This is a genomic window from Streptomyces sp. NPDC050564 (assembly GCF_044457265.1).
Classification (GTDB): Bacteria; Actinomycetota; Actinomycetes; order Streptomycetales; family Streptomycetaceae; genus Streptomyces.
The window spans coordinates 26,913-53,148 of sequence record NZ_JBITGS010000038.1; the positions used below are offsets into that span (position 1 = coordinate 26,913).

The 26,236-nt window shown below is 68.8% G+C and carries 20 protein-coding genes and 3 pseudogenes; 11 read left to right on the forward strand and 12 right to left on the reverse strand.

The genetic code is table 11. From position 1 onward, the window contains the following. Window positions 1-200: 200 nt before the first annotated feature. Together ACIBK0_RS41140 and ACIBK0_RS41145 are read right to left on the reverse strand one after the other, a co-directional pair. Window positions 201-866: a DUF4328 domain-containing protein gene (locus ACIBK0_RS41140; protein WP_399091998.1), complete on the reverse strand. Its 666-nt coding sequence runs from the start codon at window positions 864-866 to the stop codon at window positions 201-203. 254 nt (window positions 867-1,120) lie between these two features. Then, window positions 1,121-1,555: pseudogene (locus tag ACIBK0_RS41145) on the reverse strand (alpha/beta hydrolase); the annotation flags it as partial. An 89-nt stretch (window positions 1,556-1,644) separates the two neighbouring features. Here ACIBK0_RS41145 and ACIBK0_RS41150 point away from each other — a divergent pair. After that, window positions 1,645-1,992 carry a HEAT repeat domain-containing protein gene (locus ACIBK0_RS41150; protein WP_399092001.1) on the forward strand — a complete coding sequence of 116 codons (348 nt, stop codon included), beginning with the start codon at window positions 1,645-1,647 and terminating at the stop codon, window positions 1,990-1,992. A 529-nt stretch (window positions 1,993-2,521) separates the two neighbouring features. Here the strand turns inward: ACIBK0_RS41150 and ACIBK0_RS41155 are convergent. Continuing rightward, complete coding sequence (locus tag ACIBK0_RS41155; RefSeq protein WP_399092133.1) at window positions 2,522-3,739, reverse strand: PP2C family protein-serine/threonine phosphatase; 1,218 nt, start codon at window positions 3,737-3,739, stop codon at window positions 2,522-2,524. 170 nt (window positions 3,740-3,909) lie between these two features. Here ACIBK0_RS41155 and ACIBK0_RS41160 point away from each other — a divergent pair, with 170 nt between their 5' ends. Beyond that, window positions 3,910-4,455, forward strand: coding sequence for a DUF6531 domain-containing protein (locus ACIBK0_RS41160; RefSeq protein WP_399092004.1), 546 nt, complete (start codon window positions 3,910-3,912; stop codon window positions 4,453-4,455). Window positions 4,456-4,589: 134 nt separating this feature from the next. Here the strand turns inward: ACIBK0_RS41160 and ACIBK0_RS41165 are convergent, their stop codons facing one another. Continuing rightward, a complete protein-coding gene (locus tag ACIBK0_RS41165; protein WP_399092007.1) occupies window positions 4,590-5,183 on the reverse strand; it encodes a DUF4291 domain-containing protein in 594 nt (197 codons plus the stop codon). A gap of 358 nt (window positions 5,184-5,541) precedes the next feature. On the opposite strand from ACIBK0_RS41165, the gene ACIBK0_RS41170 reads away from it, so the two are divergent. After that, window positions 5,542-7,161, forward strand: coding sequence for a phosphodiester glycosidase family protein (locus tag ACIBK0_RS41170; protein ID WP_399092010.1), 1,620 nt, complete (start codon window positions 5,542-5,544; stop codon window positions 7,159-7,161). Window positions 7,162-7,688: 527 nt separating this feature from the next. Then, a complete protein-coding gene (locus tag ACIBK0_RS41175; RefSeq protein ID WP_399092136.1) occupies window positions 7,689-9,884 on the forward strand; it encodes an FUSC family protein in 2,196 nt (731 codons plus the stop codon). A gap of 21 nt (window positions 9,885-9,905) precedes the next feature. Here the strand turns inward: ACIBK0_RS41175 and ACIBK0_RS41180 are convergent, their stop codons facing one another. Then, window positions 9,906-10,346 (reverse strand): Lrp/AsnC family transcriptional regulator, encoded by a 441-nt coding sequence (locus ACIBK0_RS41180; protein ID WP_399092013.1) that lies wholly within the window; start codon window positions 10,344-10,346, stop codon window positions 9,906-9,908. Window positions 10,347-10,390: 44 nt separating this feature from the next. Then, window positions 10,391-11,740 carry a transaminase gene (locus ACIBK0_RS41185; protein WP_399092016.1) on the reverse strand — a complete coding sequence of 450 codons (1,350 nt, stop codon included), beginning with the start codon at window positions 11,738-11,740 and terminating at the stop codon, window positions 10,391-10,393. A gap of 416 nt (window positions 11,741-12,156) precedes the next feature. Between ACIBK0_RS41185 and ACIBK0_RS41190 the strand changes: the two genes are divergently transcribed. Then, entirely contained in the window at window positions 12,157-12,336 is a 180-nt protein-coding gene (locus tag ACIBK0_RS41190; protein ID WP_399092019.1) for a hypothetical protein, read from the forward strand. 210 nt (window positions 12,337-12,546) lie between these two features. On the opposite strand, the pseudogene ACIBK0_RS41195 reads toward ACIBK0_RS41190, so the two are convergent. Continuing rightward, window positions 12,547-13,033, reverse strand: a pseudogene (locus ACIBK0_RS41195) (IS200/IS605 family accessory protein TnpB-related protein); the annotation flags it as partial. A 60-nt stretch (window positions 13,034-13,093) separates the two neighbouring features. Here ACIBK0_RS41195 and ACIBK0_RS41200 point away from each other — a divergent pair. The 3 genes from ACIBK0_RS41200 to ACIBK0_RS41210 all read left to right on the forward strand — a co-directional run bounded on the left by ACIBK0_RS41200 (window position 13,094) and on the right by ACIBK0_RS41210 (window position 16,688). Then, window positions 13,094-13,834, forward strand: a complete 741-nt coding sequence (locus ACIBK0_RS41200) for a class I SAM-dependent DNA methyltransferase (RefSeq protein ID WP_399092022.1) — start codon at window positions 13,094-13,096, stop codon at window positions 13,832-13,834. Window positions 13,835-14,089: 255 nt separating this feature from the next. Further along, a complete protein-coding gene (locus ACIBK0_RS41205) occupies window positions 14,090-16,168 on the forward strand; it encodes a SpoIIE family protein phosphatase (protein WP_399092025.1) in 2,079 nt (692 codons plus the stop codon). Window positions 16,169-16,472: 304 nt separating this feature from the next. Next, window positions 16,473-16,688 (forward strand): hypothetical protein, encoded by a 216-nt coding sequence (locus ACIBK0_RS41210; protein ID WP_399092028.1) that lies wholly within the window; start codon window positions 16,473-16,475, stop codon window positions 16,686-16,688. Between the two features lie 457 nt (window positions 16,689-17,145). Here the strand turns inward: ACIBK0_RS41210 and ACIBK0_RS41215 are convergent. Next, a pseudogene (locus ACIBK0_RS41215) lies at window positions 17,146-17,304 on the reverse strand (ATP-binding protein); the annotation flags it as partial. Window positions 17,305-17,769: 465 nt separating this feature from the next. Between ACIBK0_RS41215 and ACIBK0_RS41220 the strand changes: the two are divergent. Together ACIBK0_RS41220 and ACIBK0_RS41225 are read left to right on the forward strand one after the other, a co-directional pair. Further along, complete coding sequence (locus ACIBK0_RS41220) at window positions 17,770-19,248, forward strand: glutamate--cysteine ligase (RefSeq protein WP_399092031.1); 1,479 nt, start codon at window positions 17,770-17,772, stop codon at window positions 19,246-19,248. A 188-nt stretch (window positions 19,249-19,436) separates the two neighbouring features. After that, window positions 19,437-19,652 carry a hypothetical protein gene (locus ACIBK0_RS41225; RefSeq protein WP_399092034.1) on the forward strand — a complete coding sequence of 72 codons (216 nt, stop codon included), beginning with the start codon at window positions 19,437-19,439 and terminating at the stop codon, window positions 19,650-19,652. Here the strand turns inward: ACIBK0_RS41225 and ACIBK0_RS41230 are convergent, their stop codons facing one another. The 4 genes from ACIBK0_RS41230 to ACIBK0_RS41245 form a co-directional block, all read right to left on the reverse strand. Next, window positions 19,653-21,611: a helix-turn-helix domain-containing protein gene (locus ACIBK0_RS41230; RefSeq protein ID WP_399092037.1), complete on the reverse strand. Its 1,959-nt coding sequence runs from the start codon at window positions 21,609-21,611 to the stop codon at window positions 19,653-19,655. It lies immediately after the preceding gene. Window positions 21,612-21,683: 72 nt separating this feature from the next. Next, complete coding sequence (locus tag ACIBK0_RS41235) at window positions 21,684-22,715, reverse strand: branched-chain amino acid ABC transporter permease (RefSeq protein WP_399092040.1); 1,032 nt, start codon at window positions 22,713-22,715, stop codon at window positions 21,684-21,686. Beyond that, the gene (locus tag ACIBK0_RS41240) at window positions 22,712-23,578 is read right to left on the reverse strand and encodes a branched-chain amino acid ABC transporter permease (RefSeq protein WP_399092042.1); all 867 of its coding nucleotides are present in this window, start codon (window positions 23,576-23,578) and stop codon (window positions 22,712-22,714) included. Before ACIBK0_RS41240 ends, ACIBK0_RS41235 begins: the two co-directional genes overlap by 4 nt. Before the next feature lie 77 nt (window positions 23,579-23,655). Next, window positions 23,656-24,903: an ABC transporter substrate-binding protein gene (locus tag ACIBK0_RS41245; protein WP_399092045.1), complete on the reverse strand. Its 1,248-nt coding sequence runs from the start codon at window positions 24,901-24,903 to the stop codon at window positions 23,656-23,658. Between the two features lie 167 nt (window positions 24,904-25,070). On the opposite strand from ACIBK0_RS41245, the gene ACIBK0_RS41250 reads away from it, so the two are divergent. Further along, on the forward strand, window positions 25,071-26,231 hold the full coding sequence (locus tag ACIBK0_RS41250; protein WP_399092139.1) for an RNA-guided endonuclease InsQ/TnpB family protein: 1,161 nt from the start codon (window positions 25,071-25,073) through the stop codon (window positions 26,229-26,231). Window positions 26,232-26,236 lie beyond the last annotated feature (5 nt).

Consider the following 26,236-nt stretch of genomic DNA (forward strand, 5'->3'; position numbering starts at 1 on the left):
GGGAAGAACAGCCTTCGGCGAACCGCCGTCGGTGCGAACGGGCCCGGCGAGATCGCCGGCAGGCCGCTCACGAAACCGGGCGCCGCGGGGTCGTCGTCGTAGGGCGGGCCTGCGACCGAAGCGCGGCACCGGCGACGGTGCAGCGGGTTGCTTGCTTCACCGCCTCCGCCCAATCGGGCACACAAGGGGCACCCACACAGCTACTGTTCGGTTCCGCCGGGGCCTCGCTGCCCTTGGAGCACGGCGTGTTGCAGCATGCCGCTCAGCTGCCAGACGACGGCGACAGTCAGGGCGGCGGCTCCGATGTGCAGACTGTCACTGAGCATCACGTGCCGCAGCGCCTGGCGGGCCTCGCCTGCTGTTGCAGCCTGCTTCAGCGCCGAGTAGTCCAGCGTGGCCCAGTGGCCTGCGGCGAGTACGGTGAGCCACCAAACGGTGAGCAGAGGGTTGCCGCGACGCCGTCGCATTGTCGGCTCGGCGGCAGCCCACAGGTCGTTGATGAACATCTTCGGTATGAACAGCTGGGCCAGTGGAACCAGCCAGCCGAAGAGCACCCAAGCGCGGTCGCGGCGCTGCCCCTGGGGCCAGACCATGTCTGCGAGTGAACGCATGCTGCGGAGCCAGAGAATGAACAGCAGCATGGTCGCGAGGAACGCCGCTTGCAGCCACCCAGTCAGGTTCCCGAACCACATGTCGGCCCTGACCAACGCCTCGCCTTCATCCGACCGCTTCAGCGATAGCGCCTGGAGCACCTGGTACTTGCGCCAGCCTGCTACCTCGGTGGCCACCGTCACCAACGCGAAGCAGGCGAGCATGCCGCACGTCCATCGGGCGAGCCCGCCCGGCAACGCCGCTCTTCCACCCATTCCGTACCTCCGAAAGGCCCGCCTGTTCGGACTTTCCGCAGGTCGCAGGGGATCTTAGCCATTGAGGCGAGCGGAAGTCACGCCCCCGCTCGACTCCACCCAGTCCCCCAGTTCGTTGCGGTGCTGGAGGAAATCAAGGTGCGCAGGCCAGTCGGTCGTGCGCGCACCCGTCCCGACGCGCCGGTCTCCCACGACGCCGAGCAGTACAAGGAACGCAACACCGTAGGGCTGGTCGGACGCCGATACCCGTCGGGTCAGGCCGGTGATGTGACGGCCCGGCCAAGATGCCGGGCGAAGAACCGGACCACGCTGTCGTCCTCGAACCTGGACAGTTCCTTGTGCCTTCCCGCGTTGGCGTGCAACGTCTTCTCCTTCGAGGCGAAGGCGTCGAACAACGCGAGACCGGACTGGCGGGGGATGTGCTCGTCGTCCCACTGGAGCATGAACTCGATCGGGATGGTGATCTGCTTCGCCGTCTCGGCCAGAGCTTCGGGCCAGTGGAGACCGAAGACCGCAGCGGTGATGCTGTGATCGGCCACCACGAACGGCACCCCTATCGCGGTGCCCATGTGTCAGACCGAAGTAGCCGACCGGCCCTTCGGCGCCGATCTCCGAAAGTTCCTGGAGGGCGTCCAGGGTCGCCTGCCACTCGTGACGGAGCGCTCCGCCAGGTGGGCGTTGTCGCGGACGCGACGCCATCGCCCTGCTCTCGAGGGACGACGACTACCCGGTACGACTCCTGCTGTGTGAGAACCAACCGACCGTCGACGGCGAGGTTGTGCTGCAGACATATCTGGACTGCAAGGTCATCACCAAGGGCCTGTTGCAGGGCCACCCGAACTTCCCGCGCACGGGCAACGGGCAACGCTTCGCCAGCGACCCCGATCCAGAGAAACGACGGCTGGTGCGCCTCGACTCTGAGGCGCCCGTCGACGTTGTGGTCCGATTGCTTGCCGACCCCGACGACAGCGTACGTGCCATGGCAGCCGCGCACCCCGCGCTGCCGGTCGATCTCATCCTCCGAAGCTGCGGGAATCCGGAGACCTCCTCCCGCGCCCTCAGCAATCAGGGCCTTCCCGTGGAGGCCATGCACCAGTACCTGGACGATGCGGGCGTCCCTCGCTGACGAGGACCGATCAGAAGCGCAGAGCACGTCCTCTGACACCGCAGCGGCGCTGTGGGCCGCGCTCGCGATCCACCTGCTGTCCTCTCCCGCGAGACAACCGCATCCCGGCACCCCTCCGCAGCACGCCACGAGATGGATGACGTCTGTGAGCGCCGCCTGATGACCCAGGTCAAGCCTCGCTCACCTCCCTTTCTGCAACTGGTGCATACGGCGGGGTCGACGCCGGGAATGGCGACCGTTTGGACAGTGCGGCCCGGTGCAGCATTGGCTGCTGTCCCCGCTCATCCGATCTTGCCCCCGTATGGTGGCCTGACCTGTGCAAAGACAAAGTCGCTTGAGACGTGGACGCCTCACCATCTCACTTGATGTTGTTAGCCAACAGCGTTTCCATGTCCGAGGCCGTCGCACAGCGACACATTGACTTGGCCTCGGATTCCCGGCCCGGACACCAGGGAAGGAGATGCCGGCCGAGTACCCGACCCGGCCGAAGGCGGCGTACAGGCACTGCGAAGCTGGGCGCAATCCCGTGTCATCGGCACTGCGGGCGCCATTCGAAGAGCAGGATGGTCAGGTCGTCCCGCAGTTGGTTGCGCTGGTAATCGAGGATGGCGTGGATGAGCAGCCGCAGCACCTCGGCCGGGCGCTCTCCGGCGGCGTTGGAGCGGATGATGAAGTCAGTGAACCGGTCGAGGCCGAACTCCGCACCGTCCGCGTCGCGAGCTTCCACGACACCGTCGGTGTAGAGCAGGACGCAATCGCCCGGTTCCAGGGTCGTCTCGTGGACCTGCCGGGCTGCCGGGGCGAGTGGGCCGGCCAGGCCGATCGGCGGCTGTGGGGGGCTGTCCAGCGCCCCGGCGAGCACCCGCTCGGCACGGATCAGCAGCGGTGGGGGGTGACCGCAATTGACCCAGCGCAGCACCCCGGTCTCGGCATCGAGCCGACACAGCACGCCGGTGCAGAACTGGTCGGGCAGCCACTGGGCGAGCGCCTGGTCGACGGAGCCGACGACGTCGGCCAGGTGGCCACCGCCGCGGCGGGCGTTGCGCGCCGCCGCCATGGCGACCGACGTGGTCAGGCCGGCAGTCAGATCATGACCCATGGCGTCGAGGATCATGGTGTGCAGGATGTCCTTGACCACCGAGTGGTCGAAGGCGTCGCCGGCGATGTCGTACGCCGGTTCCATCGCCGCGGTCGAGACGCACCTGGTGCTGCCGATGGTGCGGGGTGGCAGGAAGGCCCGCAGCATCTCGGCGGGCAACTGCATGGGCGCGGTGCGGGTACGGGCGGCGAGCCAGTCGCTGTAGGCGCGTTTGGAGGTGATCAGCATGGCGAGGAGATGGGCCAGAATCCGGGTGCGGCGCATCCGTATCCCGTCGAGCGAGGCGGTCCGCACCGCCAGCACGCCCAGCCGCTCCGCACCGTCGACCAGGGGCATCCAGAGGATCAAGCCGTCGTCGGCCTCGGCCACCCGCGGGGAGACCGTGCGGTACGCCCAGCCGGCCGACGAGAGGTCCACCGGGAGCGGCTCCAAAGCCTCGTCGAGTGGGATGAGCAGCCGTTGTTGCAGGTCGACGAGGTAGATCAGCGCGGTGTCCAGGCCGAGGGATGAGGCGCACCGGTTCGCCAGGGCGGGCAGTTCGACCGGCAGGGCCGTCTGCGCCTCGAGGATCAGCTCTTCCAGCCGATTCTCGTCGATGGCGGTGTCGGGACCGGAGGACGCGTGCGGCGGGTCCGACACGGGGATCACTCCTTCCGTGCCCAGTTTCACACCGACCCCGTCCTTTCTCACGTCAGGCAAGCCCGTGACGAGGGCGAGAGCGGTCAGCTGAGCTCGACCAGGCCCACCTCATGCGCCAGCTATGTGATCAGCCGGTCCGGTATCGAGATCACCGCTCTACCGCCAAAATGTTGAAGGCGTTGAAGCCGGCGCAGCCGGCCGAGCCGGCCAATGGCATGAAGCTGAACTGCGCGGCGTTCGAACGCCGCAAGCTGAACCCGGGCTTCAACAAGCTGCCGGCGTCGATCCGCAACATGGTCAAGAAGTTCGTGCGGGACCCGATCGACGTGGCCACCGGCGGCATGTCCCTGTCTCGCACCGACGTGCGCCTGCCCAGTGTCCTCCCGCTGATCCTGCAGCGCACGCACCCATCCTCGTACCGATGGGGTGGCTGGTTCGGTCCCTCCTGGGCGTCCACCCTCGACCAGCGCGTCCAGGCCCACGACACCGGCCTCGTCAACGCCACCGCCGACGGCGCCCGCCTCTGCTTCCCTCTCCGCGATGCCGGGGCCGACGGGCCTGTCCGTCCGGACACGTCCGGCTCGCATCTGACCCTGTCCTGGGACACCGGAACCGACGGCGGCATCCGCATCACAGACCCCGACACCGGCCTGACCCACGTCTTCCACAGCCCCGTCCCGGCCACTGGCGACACCGCCGTTGACCTGTCCCTGCCGTACATCTGACAGGCAGCCCACGCAGAGCCGGCCTGCTGCTCCGGCAGCCCCAGGGCTCGGGTCGGCGAGAGGCCCCGCCTGCATGAGCCTCCAGCGCCATCCGCCAACATCCACCGCGTCAACGACGCTACGGGTCCGTACGCCTACGCCCGCAAGTGCCCAAGCACGTGTCCGGCCAGCGGATACGGCCGCTCCTCGGGCAACAACGCGAGGGCCCGGTCGAGTTCACCGGCCCTGACCCGAGCATGCACCTCCCTGGCGAGCGGCGTCACGTCCTCGATGCCGACTATCCACTCGTCGGCGTACCGGGCCGCGGCCTCCCCCGCCAGGCCGAGCTGGAGCGAGCGGTACCGCAGCGGTGCGAGCCGTAGATCCCTCTCGGGATCCCACTGCACGCGCGTCGGCGCGTGCCTCAACTCCCGCTTCCAGGCGGCCTGGTTCTCGTGCAGCCCGCGCACATAGTGCGACAGGCACGCGTTGCGCAGTGCCCACTCGAAACCCTCACGCTTGATCTCGACAGCGAGCACGGTCTCCTGCCCCTCCTTCGTGCCCCAGCCGCAGCGGTACATCATCCACAGGAAGCTGGGCTTGATCCACGTCATCCGATCCCGCTTCCACGTGGCGGGGAAACGGCCCTCGCGAACCGCAGGCAGACCGATGGCCGGAGAGTACGCCTGGTAGATGGTGACGGTGGATGCCGTGTAGAGCGCGCGGATCCCGCGTTGAGGTTCTTCCATGGGGTACAGGGTGGGGCTGACGAGAATCGGTCGGCCATTGATTTTAGAGCGCGTCAGGGCTGGTGCCCTCAGTCCTCCGCGGGGCCAAGCGCAGACGCGCACCGTCCAGGTCGGGATCAATCGGCCGGGCATCCTGCAGGCGTGTGGGGCGTCAACAGCCCAACTCTTATTCGTCTTCGATGGCTTCGGCAGCCCCCCCGTTCGAGACGAGGCCGCTTCCTGTTGTTTCCCGCCCCCTGTCCTGGTCTTCATGCGCCCGAGCCTCGGGAGTCGTAGGGGTTGTTTGAGATGGGTCGCGCACACGGCCGCAAAGCATTGCCCCCACCGGCCATCATCGCGCCCCAGCCGTGAGGAAGTCATGGACCACAATGCCCTCGCCAGACCCGCCCGAGGTACCGCCCGCGTGCGCGCGGGCCTCGGCGTCGCCGCCGTACTCGCCATCGCCCTTCCCTCCCTGATGCCGGCCACAGCGCAGGCCGACCCCGCGAACTCCGCGGCGACCATGCAGTGGGCGACCGAGACCCTCGCACCCGGCGTACAGGTACGTACCGGCGCCATCCGGAACGTCGACATCACGCCCACCTGGACGGTCGCCGTTCAGTCCCCGGGCATCAGTCGGCTGACCGGCGCCGCGACCTGGTCCGAGGTCGGCACCCAGAGCTGGGCCGATGCCACGGAGCGGAAGCTGCGCGACGCGGGTTTCCAGCCGCGCGTGGAGAGCGTCCGGTGGCCCGACTACTCCGACGCCCCGCACGAGGTGATGGGACTTCGGGTACGGGTCGGCTCCTTCTCCACCCAGGCCGCCGCCCAGTCCGCGGCGGCGGCGATCACCTCGGCCGGCTTCCACACTTCGGTCGCCTGGACCGGCTACGACATCCAGCAGCCCGCCGACCGGGAAAACGTCCATGTCGCGTTGATCGACCCACGCGTCTTCGACGGCACCGTCGAGGGCACCCACGACGGCAATGTCGCACAGCGGAAGACCACCTCGTCGGTCGCCGCTCAGCTGAACTCGCTGGTTGCCGTCAACGGCGGCTTCTTCGTGACCTCGGACGCCGACGGCGTCCAGGGCACCGCGTCCGGCCTGGGTGCCTACGACGGCCAGTTGGGGTCGATGGCGGTCGGCTCGCGGGCCGCGCTGATCCTCGCGGACGGCGGTCGTCACGCCCGTGTGGCCGATCTGACCACCACCGTCACCGCCCGGGCCGGAAACTCCTCATACCGGATCCAGGGCATCAACCGGGTCCCAGGACTGGTGCGCGACTGCGGCCGTCCCGGCACCACCCCCAGCGACCTGCCCTGGCAGGACGTCACCTGCCGACTGGCCGACGACCTGGTCCGGTTCACCCCCGAGTTCGGCGCCGACCTACCCACCGGGCCCGGCGTCCAGGCGGTGCTCGACGCGTCCGGCCGTGTGGTCTCGGTCGGTGCGCGCGGCGGCCGGGTACCGGCGGGCGGGAGCGTCCTGCAGGGCATCGGCGGTGGTGCCGGCTGGCTGACCACACACGCCGATCCCGGCAGCCGAATTCGAGTCGACGAGGTCATCCGCGACACCAGCGGCCGACGGGTCGAACTCGATGACGGCGACTCCATTGTGAGTGCCGCGCCCACCCTGGTGAAGGACGGCCGCATCGACATCGACGCGGTCGCCGAGGGCGTGGTCGACCCGCAGGACCTGTCCTTCGGATACGCCTGGGCCAACGTCCGCCAGCCGCGCACCATGGCCGGTGTCGATAGGAAGGGCCGGCTGATCCTGGCCACGGTCGACGGGCGGCAGACCGGTGGCAGCGAGGGCTTCACCCTCCATGAGGCGGCCGAGTTCATGCGCTCGCTCGGCGCTGTGCAGGCGCTGAACCTCGATGGCGGCGGTTCCACCGCGATGGCCGTCCGCGGAACCCTGGTCAGCAACCCCTCGGACACGACCGGTGAGCGCGCCGTCGGGGACACGGTGCAGGTGCTTGCGGCACAGGCCGACTGACAACGGTCGTCGCTCCGCCGCCGGGCGACCGCTGGGCGGCGGAGCTGGCCGGGGCGTCGCCGACTGGCGGCTTGCCTCGGGCGGTCGGGCAGGCGGAAGCGGCAGCGCGGCGGCCGCCCGGCGCAGTCTCCTTGCCGTCGCGGGCACGCCCGTGGCAGACGGACACATCACCGCAGCAAGCACGGTCCCCTACAGGATCTGGGGTGGCCCCGGTGGGTCCCAGGCGCGGGGGGCGGCGCGGTTCCGGTGCGGCTGCCTGCCGTCGTCTCGAAGGTGGGCGTGGAGTCCATGGTGGGCGGTGCCTTCGACGGGCCGGACTGCGCGATGTGGCCGCCGACCCGTCCGGGGCGTGTGCCATCGCCCCGCCGACGTCATCCAGCGCAGGGCTGCACGGGCGCGTGCCATGCTGGGACTGCGGATCATGACGGAGAGCGGAGAAAAGCGACAGCGTGAAGACAGTGGCAAGGCCGAATTGGACGGGGATCTGGGACCGGTTCGAGGCATCCGACCCCGGGCTGTTGCGGCTGATGGCCGGGCTGCGGACCGTTGGTGCCATCGCGCTCACGCTCGCGGTCCTGGCCGTGCTGGGGGCCGATGTCAGTCACATGGTGACCGGCGCCATGGGGGCCATGGTCGCGACCTTCGCCATCAAGGAGAAGCAGCGGCACGAACAGGCCCTTACTCTCGCGTTCGGCCTGCCCGTGGCGCTGGTGGCGATGTCACTGGGGGCTCTGCTGAACACCAGGGTCGTCGCGGGCGATCTGTTGTTCATCTCCCTGATCTTCGCCGCCGTGTACAGCCGCCGCTTCGGGGACCGCGGCACGGCGCTGGGCCTCATCGGGTTTCAGATCTACTTCGTCGCCCTCTTCGTCAGAGCCACCTCCGCCGCCCTGCCGCAGCTGTACGGAACGCTGGCCGTCGCGTTCGCCTGCAGCGCGGTGGTGCGGTTCGGCCTGGTCGTGGAGACGCCCGAACGCATTCTGCTGCGACTGCGTGAGGCGTTCAGGGCCCGGCTGGCCCAATTGGTTTCCGCCCAGATCGAGTTGCTCGATGCCGGGCCCGACCGCGTCGACAAGGCCCTGGAGGACGTGCGCCGGCACACCGCACGCCTCCACGAGAGCGCGATGATGATCCAGGGGCGGCTGGAGGAGGGAACGAGCAGCAGCACCACCGCCTCGCTCGTCCAACGGCGCGTGGCCGATGCAGAGATCGCCGCTGAGCGGCTCGGCGTTCTCCTGCTCAACGCGCGCAGCGCCGAACGCGCCGACACGCTCACCCTGCACCTGCCGCACGCGCCCGTGCCGCCTCCGGGCGACCGGCTGCGCGCCCAGGACGACACCACCGCGAGGCTGCGCCGCGATCTCGACGCACTGCGCCTGCTCGTGGTCCGCCCGGTCTCGAACGACCGCGGCACCGCGCTGGCCCACCTCCGCAACCGGCTCCTCGGCTACCGGGACGAGGAGAATCTGCCGCGCGCCTCGGCCGTCGTACAGGACGTCTTCCGCGGCATCGGAGAGGCGGCGCGCTCGGTCCTGGGCCTGCGGCTGGCCCTCGACGGCCCCCAGGACGAGTCCGACGACACACCCGCGACGGCCCGTTCCCGGGAGGAGCTCGATGCCGAGGACGTCGCCATCGCGGGGGCCGAGGAGTCCGGGCAGGGCGGGGACGACCGCAAGGGGCTGGAGCGGCCCACGACCCGGGCCGCGGTCCAGGTGTCGGTGGGTTCGGCCCTGGCCATCGTCGGCGGGGAGTTCCTCTCCAGCCAGCGCTGGTACTGGGCGGTGCTGACCTGCTGGGTCGTCTTCCTGAACACGGCGTCCACCGGGGAGATCCTCGTCAAGGGCTACCGTCGGCTGCTGGGCACTGTTCTCGGCGTGGTGGCCGGTGTCGGTCTGGCGGGCCTGGTCGGCAACCACACCTGGACGGCGTTCGCACTCGTCCTGCTGTTCATCTTCGCCATGTTCTTCACCGCGCCGCTGTCGTACGCCCTGATGTCCTTCTTCGTCACGGCGATGCTGGGCCTGCTGTACACGCTGCTCAACACCTACAGCGCCTCGGTTCTCGTCCTGCGCATCGAGGAGACCGCGCTCGGCGCCGCCTGCGGCGTGATCGCGGCCGCCGTGATCCTGCCGGTGCACACCGATCGCCGTACCGACGAACTCCTCGGCACGGTGCTGACCCGGCTCGGTGACGTCACCGGTGCCGCGGTGGAGCAGCTGAGCGGCGGTCCCGCACTCGATCTGCTGGACCGGGCCCGGGATCTGGACACGGCACTGGACGATCTACGGGCCTCCACGCAGCCGTTGACCCATCCGATCACCCCGCTGCGGTCCCGTCGCCAGACCGCTCGCTACCTTGTGGCCCTGCTCGAGACGTGCGCCTATCACGCGCGTTCCCTGGCGGCGACGGCCGAACTCCTCCCCTACAGCAAGACGGTCGCCGCGGATCCCCGTCTCAAGGGTGCGGGACGGCGCATCGCCCACAACATCGACGTACTCGTCGCCCGCGTCGAGGACGACGCCGACGACGGGGTGGCCGAGACCGGTGCGAGCCTCGCTTCCATGCTGGAGACCGACGCGCCAGGTTCCCCTCGGCACGACCGCGTCACGGGCCGGGTGCTACGGCATCTGCAGCGCCTGGACGAAGGGGTGATCGGTCTCGCCCGTCCGCTGGGGGTGACCGTCTCCACACCCGACCAAGCATCGCCGGGGCGGGGCTCGTAGCCGGGTCCGGCGTCGTGGCCCTCAACCCACATTCCACAGGAACCGGTGCGTGTGGATCCCGAAGTACGGGAACGACTGCACCTGCCGGACGCCTTCGATCGGTCGCACGACGTCGTTGACGAAGTCCAGCAGATCCCGGGGGCCCGGGCAGACGACCTCGGCGAACAGGTCGAAGCCGCCGGAGGTCAACACCGAGTAGACCACCTCGGCCCGCTGGGCCAGGTCGTCGGCGACCGCTCGGGGGTCACCGTGCACGGCGATGCCGAGCAGTGCCATGGACTGTCCGCCCATGCACATCGGGTCCGTGACTCCGACCACCTGTACGGCCTGGGAGTCGAGCAGTCGTTGCAGCCGCTGGCGGGCCGCGGATGCGGACAGGCCGACTTTCGGGCCCAGTTCGGCATACGCGATACGGCCGTCGACCTGCAGTTCACGCAGGATGGCCCGGTCGATCTCGTCCACGGTGTTCCTCTCTCGCTCACCCGAACCAAGACTGACGGCGCGGTTCAGCCGACCAGTTCGGACAGGGCGGCGGCAAAGACGTCGGTGTGCGTGTCCACGTCTTCCTCCGTGGTCGCGGGGCACATGAGGGCCATGTTGTGGAACGGGGTGAGCAGGATGCCACGGTTGGCGAGGTAGAGGTGGAGGTAGTCCTCCAGCTCGCTGTCGGCAGCGGCGGCGGATTCGGTTCCGGTGCGCGGTGCGGAATCGGCGAAGCGGTACTCGGTCCGGGCGCCGAGCCTGCTCACCGACCACGGCAGCGCCCACGCGTCGATGCCCGCGCGTACCCCCGCCTCGAACCGCTCCGACAGCTTCGACATCCCGTCGAAGGCGTCGTCGGTGAGGACGTGTTCCAGGGTCGCTCGCGTCGCGGCCACGGACAGGGCGTTGCCGGCGAGGGTGCCGCCGACTCCGCCCATGTCGACCAGATCCAGGTCGTCACGGTCGAGGAGCTTCTCGGCGAGCTCGGCCGAGAGCCCGTAGGCACCGGCGGGGATACCGCCGCCGATCGCCTTGCCGATGGTCAGCAGGTCCGGCTCAAGGCCCCACGCAGCGGTGCAGCCGCCGGGACCGGCGGAGAAGGTATGCGTCTCGTCGTTGATGAGGAGCGTGCCGTACTGGCGCGTCAATTCCCGCACGCCTTCCAGGTAGCCGGATTCGGGCAGCACGATGCCGATATTGGTGAGCGCGGGCTCCATCAGGACGGCGGCGACGTCGCCGTGGGCGAGTTCGCGCTCCAGCTGTACCAAGTCGTTGAACTCCGCGACCCGGCTGGTGAGCGTGACGTCGCAGGGGGCGCCGACGTTGCCGGGGCGAGAGGTACCGCGTCCGTCCGGACCGACCACGATCAGCGACTCATCGACGCTGCCGTGGTAGCTGTAGCTGTTCACCAGGATCTTGGGCCGTCCGGTGACTGCCCGCGCCAGCCGGATGGACCAGCGGTTGGCATCGGTCGCGGTCAGCGAGAAGCTCCAGCGCGCGAGCCCGAAGCGGCGGGTCAGTTCGGCGCCCACCCACTCGGCGTCCTCGGTGGGCAGCATCGCCGTCGCGCCGCCGAGTTCCGCGAACCGGCTCCGCACCGCCTCGGCCACCACCGCGGGTGAATGGCCGGCCATGGCGCCCGTGTCACCGAGACAGAAGTCGATGTACTCGTGGCCGTCGATGTCTGTGATCCGGGCGCCGCGCGCCGTGTCCAGGTAGCGAGGGAAGGCCCCCGCGGTCTTGTTCATCCACGTCATCGGGACCCGGCCGAAGAGGTGGTCGGCCCGTTCATAGGCGGCCTGGGACCGCGGGTTCCGACGCTCGGCCTCGGCGATCTCACGGGCCAGAAGCTGCTGCAGGCGGGTGCGGTCCATTGGGTGCTCCTCCATCTGGTGACCGAATACCGCGATGCTACGAATGAAAATGACGTGAAAGCAAGATGTGACGATTGATTCGACTGTCGATGCGATCGAATCGAGAGTCTGGAGTGATCGCTCCTCTCCCAGCCCGAGAGGTCCATCACACCCGGTCGTCATGAGTCATAAAGCGACATCCTCCGTATCTGTTCTGTGGATCAGCGCGGCGTCACACGGCCGGCAACGACGGAGAGCCAGGAGCGGAGCATGGCGGGCATCGGAGCGGAGCATGGCGGGCATCACGGGGGCATCCACGTGCATGGGGCGATATGGATCAGGGCTCACCGCCGACGCAGCCACGAGCGCCCGCCGACGCGTGAACCTGACCAAGTCGTCCCCAGGGCGCCGAGGAGCATGCAGTATCCCCGCTCGAAGTGTCCGTTCACCGGGCCGTGTTCGTCGATGACAGCGGCCGTCGGCGCTCATGGCTGCGCAGGATGGGCTGGGTCGTCGCGGTCACCTGTGTCTGCTTCGCGACTGCGCTCGTGGCTCTGGTGAGCGGGGACTACTCCCGCGCGCCCTTGCTGTCTCTGCCGGTCCGGGGCCACAAGTAGGCTCAGGTCGACGCCCCCGAACCGCGCGTCGATCCGCGGTCCACGGCCACACGGTCCCCCTCCCCTGAGTCGACGGCCGGCGCCTCCACGAATCCGCGCCGGTTGCGCGATGAGAAAGGGGTGATGGGGACGGACGGATCGTCTGCGGGCGAACCGGTCGGCGCCGCCAAGGAGAAGCAGCCGCCTCGCCATTTCGGGAGCACACCGTTCCTACAGACTGAGCGAGGATGAGTCCTGTTTCCAGGACGGTTGGTGCTCAGCCGCGTGCTCCGAACGGTGTTGGGCACGCTGGTCGCCCGCGTTCGCTCCGCTGCCGGGCGGCACGCATCTGGTGCGTGGACCGGGGATGCGGGGGCGGGGTCCCTCACGCCCGCGGGTCTCCGTTGCGGCCTGGGCGGTCCGATGCCCATATCCATCGCTCTGGTGGGTACGGGGCGGTGCCGTCCGTCGCCGGATCGCGATGCCGGAGGGCGCGTCGCCCGATCGCGATGCAGGCCGCATCGTGCCGGGAAACGGTGCGGTTGGTGCTGGTCAGGGGCTGCTGCCAGTGCTGGGTGCCCCAGCGGGAGGTGTAGGCGGGATCGACCGCGACGACCGCGATGTCCTGCTCGGCGGCCATCGTCACCAGGCGGGTCTTGAGTTTCGCGGTGGGGAAGCGGGAGATCAGGCGGCGGAAGCGTTTGTTGCGGCCCCGCGCTCCCCTGACCGGCCGACAATTCGCGCGCGCGGCAACGGACTTCCCCGGTACGGTCGCGCGATGGACGATGAGGACGGCTACTTCGGAGAACTGGTCGCGGCTGCCTACGACGAGTCGTCGGCGGACATGTTCGCTCCGAGCGTCGTAGAGCCGGTGGTTGACGTTCTGACGGGGCTGGCCGGCGGTGGGCGCGCCCTTGAGCTGGGCATCGGCACGGGGCGCATCGCGCTGCCGCTGGCACGTCGCGGAGTCCCGGTCCACGGCATGGATCTGTCACGGGCGATGGTCACCCGGCTGCGGGCGAAGCCGGGTGGCGACGCGATCGGCATCACGATCGGCGACTTCGCGACGACGAGGGTGGACGGGAGGTTCTCCGTCGCCTACCTGCTCTTCAACACGATCATGAATCTGACGACGCAGGAAGCGCAGGTGGCCTGTTTCCGCAACGTCGCGGCGCACCTGGAACCCGGAGGCTCCTTCGTCATCGAGGTCATGGTCCCCGAGTTGAGGAAGCTTCCCGCCGGGCAGAACGTCGTGCCCTTCCACGTAAGTCCGACGCGGTGGGCATTCGACATCTACGACATCGCGACTCAGGCGACAAGTTCGAACTACGTCGAGGTCGTCGACGGTCGTGGCACCTACCGATCCATCCCCTTCCGATATGTGTGGCCTTCGGAACTCGACCTGATGGCCCAGCTCGCCGGGTTGCGGCTGCGTGAGCGGTGGGCGGGATGGACACGGGAAGCCTTCACGAGCGAGAGCCCCCGGCATGTCTCCATCTGGGAGAAGCCCGCTGACTGACCACTACGGGGGCCGTTGACACGCCCACGGCTCGCCCCGTAGTGGTTCAGCCGCGCGTCGGGGGCAGGGTTGGCCAGGGGGTTCTCCCCATGGGAAGCATGGCGCCCGCTTACGTCGCCTTGGACATGCCAATGTGCTGCGGCTGGGCAATGTGAGGGGCCAGAGGCAGCATGGAAGCACGGGTATTCAGAACCCAGGCGTGCGGCGTTGCCTGCAGAGGTCGGCATGTCCTGCCCTGGTGGAGGAGGATCTGCGATGACAGCCGAATCCTTCCAGTTCAGCGGGGACGAGCCGGGCGTCGACCCGTCCCGGCCGATCGGCCTGCTGGATGTGCTGAGCGTGGCTGCCGTGGTCCTGGACGCCGACGGGCGCATAGTGTTCTGGACGCCTCAGGCCGAGGAGCTCTTCGGCTACACCGCGGAAGAGGCCCTGGGCAAGTACGCAGCGCGACTGTTCATCCACCCGGAGCATCTGAAGGCTGTCCAAAGTCTGTTCGCGGAGGTCCTGGCGACCGGCCGGAGCTGGGCCGGCGCCTTCCCCATCCGGCACAAGGACGGCAGCACCCGCCTGATGGAGTTCCGCAACATGCGGCTGCTGGACGATCTCGGGGATGTGTACGCCCTCGGCATCGCCGCCGACCACACCCTGCTCCAGCGCGTCGAAACCGATCTGGCTCTGTGCGAGCGGCTGATCAACCAGTCCCCGATCGGCTTGGCCCTCATGGATCCCGACCTGCGCTATCTCCTGGTCAACCCCGCGCTGGAGCGCATCGACGGGATACCCGCCGAAGACCACATCGGCCGCCACCTCAGGGACACCCTGCCCTTCCCCGACGTCGACACCATCGAGTCGGCCCTGCGTCAGGTGCTCACCACCGGAACCCCCCTGCTCGACCAGTACCACGTGGGCCGCCCCCCGGCCGACCATGACCCTGACCACGAGCACGAGCACGCCTGGTCTCTGTCCTTCTACCGGCTGGAGGACCCCGGCGGGCGGGTCCTGGGCGCCGCCACCTCGGTCGTCGACGTCACCGAGCGGCACCGCGCGGCCATCGAGGCCGACCGGGCCCGGCGCCGCCTGGCTCTCATCGCCGACGCCTCCATCCGCGTCGGCACCACGTTGGAGGTGGAGCAGACCGCCCACGAACTGGCCGAGATCGCCACCCCCGAGCTCGCCGATGTGGTCGCCGTCGACGTTCTCGACTCGGCCCTGGCCTGCCGCCGCTCGCGCAGACCGGACAACGGCCCGGAACTCTTCCGCGCGCTGGCCCTCAAGGCGGCGCATCCCACGGTGGCTCTGCGTGCTGCCGACCCTCCCGGTGACCTCACTGCCTACGGGGGCGACCGCCTGGTCACCCTGTGCGTCCACACCGGCCGACCGGTCCTGGTACGCCACGTCGGCGACCACGATCTCGAGCGCATCGCTCGCGACCCCGAGGCCACCGCGCTCCTGGCCCGCGCCGGCGTCCATTCCTATCTCGCCGTGCCGTTGATCGCCCACGGCGAAGTGCTGGGCGCCCTTGACCTCAAACGCACCCGCAACCCGGTCCCGTTCGACCAGGACGACGTCGTCCTGGCCAGTGAGCTCGCCAGCCGTGCAGCCGTGGCCATCGACAACGCCCGCTGGTTCCAGAGCGTGCGCAACACTGCCCTGACCCTCCAGCGCAGCCTGCTGCCCGACCACCCGCCGCACCACACCGGCCTGGAAACCGCCTCCCGCTACCAGCCCGCCCAGACCACCAGCGAGGTCGGCGGCGACTGGTACGACGTCATCTCGCTGGCCGACGACAGGACCGCGCTGGTCGTCGGCGACGTCATGGGCAACGGGATCGACGCAGCCGCCACCATGGGCCGGCTGCGCACCGCCACCTGCGCCTACGCAGACCTCGACCTCGCACCGGACGCCGTGCTCCAGCACCTGGACAAAATCACCTGCGATCTGGAGCACTACATCGTCACCTGCCTCTACGCCGTATATGACCCCCACACAAGGCAGTGTCACCTCGCCAACGCAGGACACATGCCGCCCGCGCTGGCCCGCCCCGGCGAGGCCCCCGTACTGCTCGACCTGCCCTCCGGAGCCCCGCTCGGCGTCGGCGGCATCACCTTCGAGACCACGACGGAGGACCTCGGTCCTGGCGACCTGCTGGTCCTCTACACCGACGGCCTCGTCGAAACCCGGCAACACCCCATCGACGACCGCCTGAACGTGCTCCTCAGCTTCCTCGACGAGCCCCACCGGCCGCTCGAAGAGACCTGCGACCTCCTGCTGTACGGCCTGCGCCACCCCGACGACCACGACGATGTCGCCCTCCTCGTCGCCCGGGCCCTCTAGGCGATACAGCGGCCCACCCCGCCATACGTGGAGCCGCAACGTTCTGTACGACACTGCCACCACGGGAAGGGACGATGCACGTTCACCGCATGCGACTCCAACGAATCGAGCACTCACCCAAGCTGACGCCCCGAGCAGCCGGCATCAGCCCGTCGTGGGGCAGATTCAGCCGACGAGGTGTCCGCCCCTGGACTGCGTCCGTTCGGGGCCAAGCAGGCCCGGCGCCGACAGCGCAGCGTCTGTGCCGATCACGCTTGGACAAGTGTCCGCAGGAGCGGCACCTCCCGTGATCAAGGAGAAGAGAATGCCTATCGATACCGTCGAACGATTCCTGGCCGCCCTGAGCCCACGCGCCCGAGAACATGTCCAGCAGCAGCCACGCGAGGAGCAGGAAAAGCTCGCCGCCGCCTGGGAAGCGGAGCTGAGGGCGGACACCGACCTCGACACGTTGAGCGAGTTGTCACCCGCCGCCGCCGAGAGCGAGGCAGCCACACGGGTCTTCAGGAAGCTCTTCGAATAGGTGCCGTTGGACATCCTGGCGGCCCGCCATGTACGTTCCGGCCGCCAGGGTGCATCTCATGCGACGTACATCCCCTCGAGCTCGTGACGCGATCACGGCAACAACCTTGTTGATTCCGCAATGGCGACGGGCGAGGCCAGGGCATTCGGTGGACGGTGGACCGCGTTCGGCCAGGCCGGAATCCGCGAGGTCGACCGGTGCGTCGTGACCGTTGCAGAGCGGCGGATCACGCCGAGCCTGGAGCGGCTCGCCGCGGAGGCGTCCCGGCTGGATCGGCTCGTCACCGCGCCCGGTGGGAGCGCGCATTGCGTCGTCGCCGGGGGGAATGAGCCATGGGCTCGGTCACGGAAGACCTCGGGGCATCGGTGTGACGTACGGCCGGCGGAACTGCAGGGGCTGTACCGTCACCGAGATCTCCGAAGTCACAGCCCTGCGGCTGGAAGTCACAGCCCTGGGACTATATGAAGGCCGGTACCGACAATCTGGCGGAGTCGTCCAGCTCGGCCCAGACCGTCTTGCCGTGGCGGGCGTGGCGCGTTCCCCAGCGTTCGGCGAGCTGGGCCACCAGGAGCAGACCGCGTCCTCCCTCGTCGAAGACACGGGCCCGGCGCAAACTGGCGACCTGGCGACCCCCGAGCCCATTGGTGCGGGCCAGCAGCAGCGCGACGTCGTCGTCCGGTCGAACCGGCAGCAGGGCGTCGGCACGAGACAGAAGACTGTCCGCGGTGAAGTCCACAGCTACGACGCTACGCCGTGCACGCGCTGGTGGATTCCCGTGCGGTCCTCGTACATCACCGAGGGGGCTGGAACCCCGCTTGAGGAACGGGCCGGCCCGGCCTGGCGCATCCCGTCGTTCACGCCGGGGTGCCCGAGCAGCCCGCCGACACACTCATGTCCCAGCCGATCCCAGCGGTCGTTACGGCGGCGGCCTGAACCTGGTGCGACAGCCGGTTCACGGGTCCCGTCGGCCGACTCGTGGCGATCAGCCCGTGCGGCGATTCCCGTCCCGCGTGGTCACGGCCGCCCGGCGGTGCGACGCTGGGGTGGAGAGGTGTCCGAGGAGGGAAACCCGGGAGGGCCGATGGGACGTGACGTCCCGGCGCTGGTCTTCACCCGCGAGGACCGCCGCCGGTACCGGATCAAGATGCAGGAGTGCCTCGACGCCTTCGCGCAGATGCTGCGCGAGTCACGGTTCGAATCCGAACGGCCCCAGGTGGGGCTGGAGATCGAGCTGAACCTGGTCGACGACGAGGCAGAGCCCACGATGTGCAACAGCGATGTGCTCGAGGCGATCGCGGACCCAGCCTGGTCCACCGAGCTGGGCCGGTTCAACCTCGAGATCAACATTCCGCCGCGGCGTCTGACGGCGGGCGGCCCCGACGCCTGGGAGTCCGAGATACGCGCCGCACTGAATCACGCGGAGCAACGCGCCAGGTCGGTCGAGGCACGTCTGATCATGATCGGAATCCTGCCTACCCTGCGGGAGGAAGACGTCGGCGAGACGGCGCTGTCGGAGAACGCGCGCTACCACCTGATCAACGAGCAGGTCTTCGCGGCCCGGGGCGAAGACCTCCTCATCGAGGTGGACGGCGTCGACCGACTGCGGACCTACGCGGACACGATCACCCCCGAAGCCGCGTGCACCAGCACCCAGTTCCACCTCCAGGTGTCCCCCGAGGAGTTCGCCGACTACTGGAACGCCGCGCAGGCGATCGCCGGGGTCCAGGTCGCGTTGGCGGCCAATTCTCCGTTCCTGTTCGGCAAGGAACTGTCGCACGAAACCCGTATCCCGCTGTTCGAGCAGGCGACCGACACCCGCCCACAGGAGATCAAGGTGCAGGGGGTGCGGCCCAGGGTGTGGTTCGGAGAGCGGTGGATCACCAGCGTCTTCGACCTCTTCGAGGAGAACCTGCGCTACTTCCCGGCGCTACTGCCCCTGTGCGACAAGCAGGATCCCGCGGAGACACTGGACCACGGCGACATCCCCGAACTGGCCGAGCTCACCCTGCACAACGGCACCATCTACCGCTGGAACCGCCCGGTCTACGCCGTCGCCCACGACAGAGCTCACCTACGGGTGGAGAACCGTGTGCTGCCCGCCGGCCCGACCGTCGCCGACACCCTCGCCAACGGCGCCTTCTACTACGGGCTCACCCGAGCCCTGGTGGAGGAGGACCGGCCCGTGTGGTCACGGATGTCCTTCTCGGCCGCCGAGGACAACCTGCACACGGCGGCGCGGCACGGCATCGATGCGCGGCTGTATTGGCCAGGGATGGGCGAGGTGCCCGTGCCCGAACTCGTCCTGCGCCGTCTGCTGCCCCTGGCGCATCGAGGGCTGCAGCACTCCGGCATGGACGAAGCCTGGCGGGAGCCGCTGCTCGGCATCATCGAGCAGCGATGCGTCGCCGGACGCAACGGAGCGGTCTGGCAGAAGGAGATGTTCCACCACATCGACGCCACCACCCATACCGGCCGTCACGAGGCTCTGCGGCGGATGACGCAGCAGTACATCGACTACATGCATCTCAACGCCCCGGTCCACACATGGCCGGTCGACTGACGGAAGTCACCCACGGGGTTTCACCTCCGCGGCGGTGCTTGATTGCGGCGGCGAGAAGTGGCAACGCCTGACGGTGAATCGAAGACCGCGTTCGGGCCGGGAGCAGGGGGCACGCCGAGCTGAGCACTGCCCCGCCGCTCAAGGATGGCGCCAGGCCCGACCTGGGCGTCGATTTCACCAAGGGCGAGATGTGGAAGCCCTACACGGTCGTTGACCGCAACCTGTTCACCGGACAGAACCCCGCCTCGGCAGGCGTCCTGGCCGAACGACTGCTCGAGGTCCTTTACGGCATCTCACTTGGTGAGTACCACCCATACGGCAAGGGCCAGTTCCTCGGGATGACGGCATCCTGCGTCGCTGCGCCCAAGGCCCATCCGTGCGACAAGGTGCGCGCCGACCATTGATCATTCGGCGGACAGCACCGTATGGATCTTGAGGGCGAGGTGGATCTGCAGCGCCTGGTCGCCATGGCGCCAGTGCGGGCCGAGCAGCGAAGTGACGCGATCGATGCGCTGGTAGAGGGTGTTGACGTGAATGTAGAGCTCGGCAGCAGTGCGGCCCAGGCCGGTGTCGCAAGCGAAGTAGGTGAGCAGGGTGCGGGCGAGCTCGCCGCCCCGTGCGGTGTCGTAGTCGAGGACAGGGCCGATGGTGCGGCGCACGAAGCGGTGCAGCTCGTCGCGGCCCGTCTGATGGAACAGCAGTCCGTAGACACCGAGTTGGCTGGGAGAGGCGCCTTCTCCGTCGCGGTCGAGCGCGAGCAGGACATCCAGGCAGCGAGCCGCGTCGTGGTGTGCTTCCACGATGGCGTCGACGCCCGGCGCAGCCGTCGCGGCGCCGACCGTGACCGGGCTGTCCAGGGCCCGTGACAAGTGTTCGGCCAGGTTGCCGGCGGCCTCGTCCGGGTCGGGGTCCTGCGGCAGGAGGACGACAGTGTCGCCCCGGTATTCGCCCGCGAGACCCCGGGCATGGGCGGCGTACGAGGCGGCGGCATCCGCGATGCGTCGCCGATGGGTGCTGTCGCGGCAGCGGGCGGCGAAGACCGTGTGCGGGCGCTGGAGGTCGAGACCGACCAGGGTGGCCCGGCGCCGCAGGCCTTCCCGGTTCCGATGCGGGGAGCCGAGGAGGTCCTCGAGGATCTCGCCACGCAGCCGGTGCTCGGCCTCGGCGACGGTGCGTTCGCTGAGCAGCATCAGCGCCGTGACGAGCGCGGCGCGCTCCAGAGAACGCACACCTGAGGCGTCCAAGTGGTCGCGGACGAGCAGCAGTACGCCCAGAAGCTCACTGCCGGCGACGATGGGGGTCGCGCAGGCGGCGGACCCGTCGGCGCCGGCCGGGATACGTCGGGTGCGGCGGGCGTCCGTGCTCAGCACCCGGGCGTCACGGACGGCGTGGGCGGCCGGGCACGGATCCGGGAGCGTGCCTTCCCTGCGGGCCTGTTCGACCAACGGGTCGTCGCCGGCGGCGGCCATGGTGCGGCCGCGAGGGTCCAGGACGAGGATGCTGCCGCCGAGAACTTCGGCGAGGGTCTGCGCCACGTCGGCCATCCCGCCGCCGTCGAGAACAATGGTGGTGAGCCGCTCGTGCAGGGCGGCGGCGCGCTCGATCGATTCGCTGTGGGCGCGGATGACGCCGTTGGCCTCGGTGAGTTCGTCGACAGCTCTGCGGACGTCCTGGAAGAGGGTGGCGTTCTCGATGGCGATGGCGGCGTGGTTGGCGAGCGAGACCAGCAGGGCCACTTCGTGGTCGGAGAAGGGGCGGACCCGGCGGTTGGCGGCGAACAGGACACCGATGACGTTCTCGCCGAGTTTGAGGGGCACTCCCTGGATCGAGATCAGCCCCTCGCCGCGCACGACGTCGTCGATACTGTGCTCGAAGCGCAGGTCGGCGAAGTAGTCGGGGGTGTTGTAGGGAACCGCTGTCTTGGCGACGAGCCCTCCGAGGCCTGCGCCCATGGCCAGCCGGGCCTGTTTGAACGCGTCCGTGCGGATTCCGTCGGTGACCCGCATGTAGGTGTCGCCGCGTTGACTGTCGTTGAGCATCAGATAGGCCACGTCAGTGCCGAGCAGGCCATGAGCCCGGCGAACGATGGCCTGGAGCACGGCCTCCAGATCACGCAGAGAGGACAGGTCGCCCGCCGTCTCGTAGAGCGCACCGAGCTCCGCCTCCCGGCGCCGGCGCTCCTCCAGACGCGCGCGTACCTGCAGGGCGTCGTCGACCAGCGGGGCCAGCCAGGCCCGGTCCTGCTCGGGGCATCGCTCGAGGACGGCTTCGTACTCGCTCTGCGCGGCGTCGTCGCGCAGCAGGCGCAGCAGCCGCGCCGCAGGCTCCACATCGGCCCGACTGTGTGCGGTCGTCGAGTGCACGGATGCCTCCTGGGTGTTCCGGTACGCGTTCCCGCCTGCGATGTTCGCCGTCCCGGCCTGGTCTGCACAGATCTACGGCGACACCGGCTGCGACGAGTCGTCGTGGTCGCGCTCCAGGTGTGGTTCCGGGTCGGATGTCGGGGACCCGGAACGGGGGCGAAGCACGTGCGCCAGCGTGCCCCACACTCCTCGGCGGAAGAGCAGGACGACAACGATGAAGACGCCGCCGGTGACCAGGCCGGTCTCCTCGAAGCCTGAGGTGGACAGCCAGTCCTCCAGACGGACGATGGCGCCGGCCCCCAGCAGGCTGCCCCACAGCGTGCCCATGCCGCCCAGGACCGTCATCACGACCACCTTGCCGGACGTCGTCCAGTACACCTCCTGCAGTGAGGCAAACCCGTGATTGACCGCGTACAGTCCGCCCGCGAGGCCGGACAGAAACGCGGAGACGGTGAAGACGACGAGCTTGTAGCGGTCGGCGGGATAGCCCAGGGCACGGGCACGAGCGGGATTGTCGCGCACGGCGACGATCACCCGGCCGAACGGGGAGTGGGCGATCCGCCAGGCCGCGGCGAGGCCGAGCAGAACCACCGGCAGGGCCGCGTAGTAGAAGACGAACGAGTCCGACAGATCGAAGCCCGGCAGGTCGCGGGGTATTCCCTGCAGGCCGTTCTCACCGCCCGTGACATCGCCCCACTGGTTGGCGATGAAGTACACCATCTGCGCGAAAGCCAGGGTGACCATGGCGAAGTAGATGCCGCTGCGCCGGACCGCGAGAAGCCCGATGGGCAGGGCGAGCAGCGCGGCGGCCACGGCGCCACCCAGGACGGCCACATAGAACGGCAGTCCGCTGTGCAGGGCGATCAGCCCGGTGACATACGCCGAGCTGCCCCAGAACGCCGCATGGCCGAAGGACAGCAGTCCTCCGTGACCGAGCAGCAGATCGAAGGCGACGGCGAACAGCCCCCAGCACAGGATGTCCGTGGCGACCGGCGGGTACAGGCTCCAGGGCAGGCCGAGGGCGACGAGCAGCCCGGCGGCGAGCAGGCCCCACCTCATCCGGGCGGGGCGGCCGTGCAGCTTGTCGAGGAGGGTGAGGATCACGCGTGTTCCTCCTTGCCGAAGAGTCCGGCGGGCCGGACCAGCAGCACAACGGCCATCAGCAGATAGACCGAGGTCTGCGAAAGGACGGGGACGTAGAGGTTGCCGAGCGCCTGGAGCATGCCGATGGTGAAACCTGCGAGCACCGAGCCGAAGACGGAGCCGAGTCCGCCGATGACGACGACGGCGAACACCGTGATGATCAGGTCGCTGCCCATACCGGTGTTGACCGCCCGCATGGGTGCGGCGAGCACCCCGGCCAGAGCCGCGAGCCCGACGCCGAAGCCGAAGACCGGCGTGACCCAGCGCCCGGTGTCGATGCCGAACGCCCGGGTGAGCTCGGGCCGTTCGGTGGCCGCCCGCACAATGGTCCCGATCCGGGTGCGGGTGAGCAGCAGCCACACGGCCAGGCAGAGCGCGACCGAGACGGCCAGAACGAACACCTGGTAGCGCGGGAAGTCGAACAGGCCCAGGTCCATCGAGCCGGTGAAGGGACCACGCTCGTACGGCTGGGAGTGTGCGCCGTACTTCATGCGCAGCAGGTCCTGGCAGACCAGTGCGATGCCGAAGGTGAGCAGGAAGTTGTAGAGCGGGTCGAGGACTGTCAGGCGGCGGATCAGCAGCCGTTCGAGGAGAGTACCGGTCACGGCGAGGGCGAGGGGGACGAGCAGCAGGGCCCACCAGAAGCCGAGCCCTGTGCTGTCGGCGAGGGCGACCGCGCCGAACGCGCCGAGCATGTAGAGCGCGCCGTGGGCGAAGTTCACCACGCGCAGCATGCCGAAGATCACGGCCAGGCCGAGTGCGAGCAGGGCGTAGAAGCTGCCGCTGACCAGCCCGTTGAAGGCCTGTTGGAGAAACGAGGTCATGGGTGGGTCCCGTCTTCGGCCGGTGGCCTGCCCGTGGGGCTCCGTCGTGCGGCGGGTGGGCCACCGGGCCCTGGTGGTCAGCTGAGGTGGCAGTCGGGGGACGGCTTGTCGAACGCCTCGGCCGCGGGGATGGTCTTGACCGGCTCGGTGTAGTCACCGGGCTCGCTCGCCTTGGCCGGGTCCTTGACCTTGGCCAGGTAGGCATCGTGGACGATCCGGTGGTCCTCGGCACGGACGGTGGCGTTGTGGGCGAAGAAATCGCTGAACTTGGTGCCGTCCAGTTCCTTCGAGACGTCGGCCGCCTTGTCGCTGCCCGCCTTCTGCGCGGCTTCCAGATAGTGCGTCGCTGCCGAGTAGTCGGCCGCCTGGACGAATGTGGGCCGCTGTCCTGTGCGCTCCTTGAACCGGTCGGCCCAGGCCTGCGCCTTGGCGTCGACGTTCCAGAACCAGGCCGTGGTGAACATCGTGCCGGCCAGTTTGTCCGCGCCGATGGCCTTGATGTCGCTGTCGAAGAGCAGGCCGATGGCCAGCTCGATGCCCTTGTCCTTCAGTTTGAACTGCTGGTACTGCTTCACGACGTTGGCCAGGTCACCGCCGGCCTGCAGCGCTCCGAGCACGTCCGGCTTCGGCTTCAGGCGCGGCGCCTTGAGCAGGAAGGTGGAGTAGTTGTCGCTGGGGAAGGGCGTGGGGTCTTTGGCGACGATCTTGCCGCCCGCACCCGCGATGGCCGTCTCGAACTTCTTCTGCATGTCCTGCCCGAAGGCGTAGTCCGGGTAGATCGTGTACCAGTTCTTGCCGCCCTGTGCGGTGACCGCGTCGCCGGTGCCGTGCGCCAGCATGTAGGTGTCGTAGGCCCATTCGTAGGTGTACTGATTGCAGGTCTTGCCCGCGAGTTCCGTGGTCGCGGCCCCGGTGTTGAAGTACAGCTTCTTGGCCTGGCCCGCGACGGTCTGCACGGCGAGCGCCGCCGACGAGGTCGGCACGTCGAACAGCGCGTCGGCCTGCTTGCGGTCATACATCTCCCGGGCCTGGGTGTTGGCGATTTCCGGCTTGTTCTGATGGTCGGCCTTGATGACCTCGATGTTCTGGGTGACCGCCTTGTCGCCGTACTTCTTCTTGAAGTCGTCGACGGCCATCTGCACGGCCTGTACCGAGTTGGGTCCTGCGATGTCCGCGTACACGCCGGACAGGTCGGTCAGTACACCGAGCACGATCTTGTCGTCGCTGACCTTCCCGCCGCCCGAGCTCGGTCCGCCGCCCCCGCAGCCCGCGAGAAGTGCCCCCACGGCGGCTGAGGCCACGACCGTCGACAGCCTGTGCTTCATCTGATTCCTCCGTAGATACTCCGCCCCTTTTGGGCGGAAAGGAAACGGACTCCTGCGGTGCAGGGCAGGGAAAACCGATTCGCCGTCAGGGCAGATCGGCGTCCACCCTCCAACTGCCCGCGAAGAGTTACGAGTTGGTTTGCTGGGCTTTGGGCTGTGACCATCACCTGAAGCGGGCGTATCGGTACCGCTTCTACCCGAGCGATGCTCAGGCAGCCGAGCTGTCGCGCACGTTCGGGTGTGTGCGGAAGGTCTACAACCTGGCGCTGGCCGCCCGTACCGAGGCTTGCGCGCGCAAGGAAAGGGTCACCTACAACGCCACCTCGGCGATGCTGACAGGGTGGAAGAAGACCGAGGAGCTGGCCTACCTGTCCGAGGTGTCCTGCGTGCCCTTGCAGCAGTGTCTGCGGCATCTGCGCAGGGCGTTCGTCAACTTCTGGGAGAAGCGGGCCAAGTACCCGCGCTTTAAGTCCAGGAAGAAGTCCCGCCGCTCGGCCGAGTACACCTCGTCGGCGTTCCGCTACCGCAACGGCACTGTGACGCCGGCGAAGATGAAAGACCCGCTTCACATCGTGTGGTCGAGGCCTCTGCCCGAGGGGGCGGTGCCCACGACGTTGACCGTTTCGCAGGACGCGGCGGGCCGCTGGTTCGTTGCGATGATGTGCGAGAACGCGTCGGTCAAGCCGCTGCCGACCACGGACGCGGCCGTCGGGGACGATGCGGGGATCACCAGCCTGGTGACGCTGTCCACCGGGGAGAAGGTCACCAACCCGAAGTTCGAGCGCCGGGACCGGGTCCGCCTGGCGAAGGCGCAGCGGGAGCTGTCCCGCAAGGCCAGGGGCGATGGCAAGGTTGCCAAGATCCACGCCCGTATCGCCGACCGGCGCCAAGACCACCTGCACAAACTGACCACTCGGCTCGTTCGTGAAAACCAAACGATCGTGATCGAGGACCTGACGGTCCGCACCATGCTCAAGAACCACACGCTCGCCCGCGCCATCTCGGATGCGAGCTGGAGCACCCTGCGCGGCATGCTCGAGTACAAGAGTGCCTGGTATGGAAGGGACCTGGTCGCCGTCGACCGCTGGTTCCCCTCCTCCAAGCTGTGCTCCAACTGCGTCACCCTCGCCGTGAAGATGCCGCTCAACGTCCGCACCTGGACGTGCGGGGTCTGTGGGACGACCCATGACCGGGACGTGAACGCGGCCATCAACCTCAAGGCCGCCGGGCTGGCGGCTTCTGTCTGTGGAGCCGGTGTAAGACCTCAACGGAGCACTCCGGGCGGGCGGTCGGCGACGAAGCAGAACACCTCACAGCGCGAGCCGTGAGAATC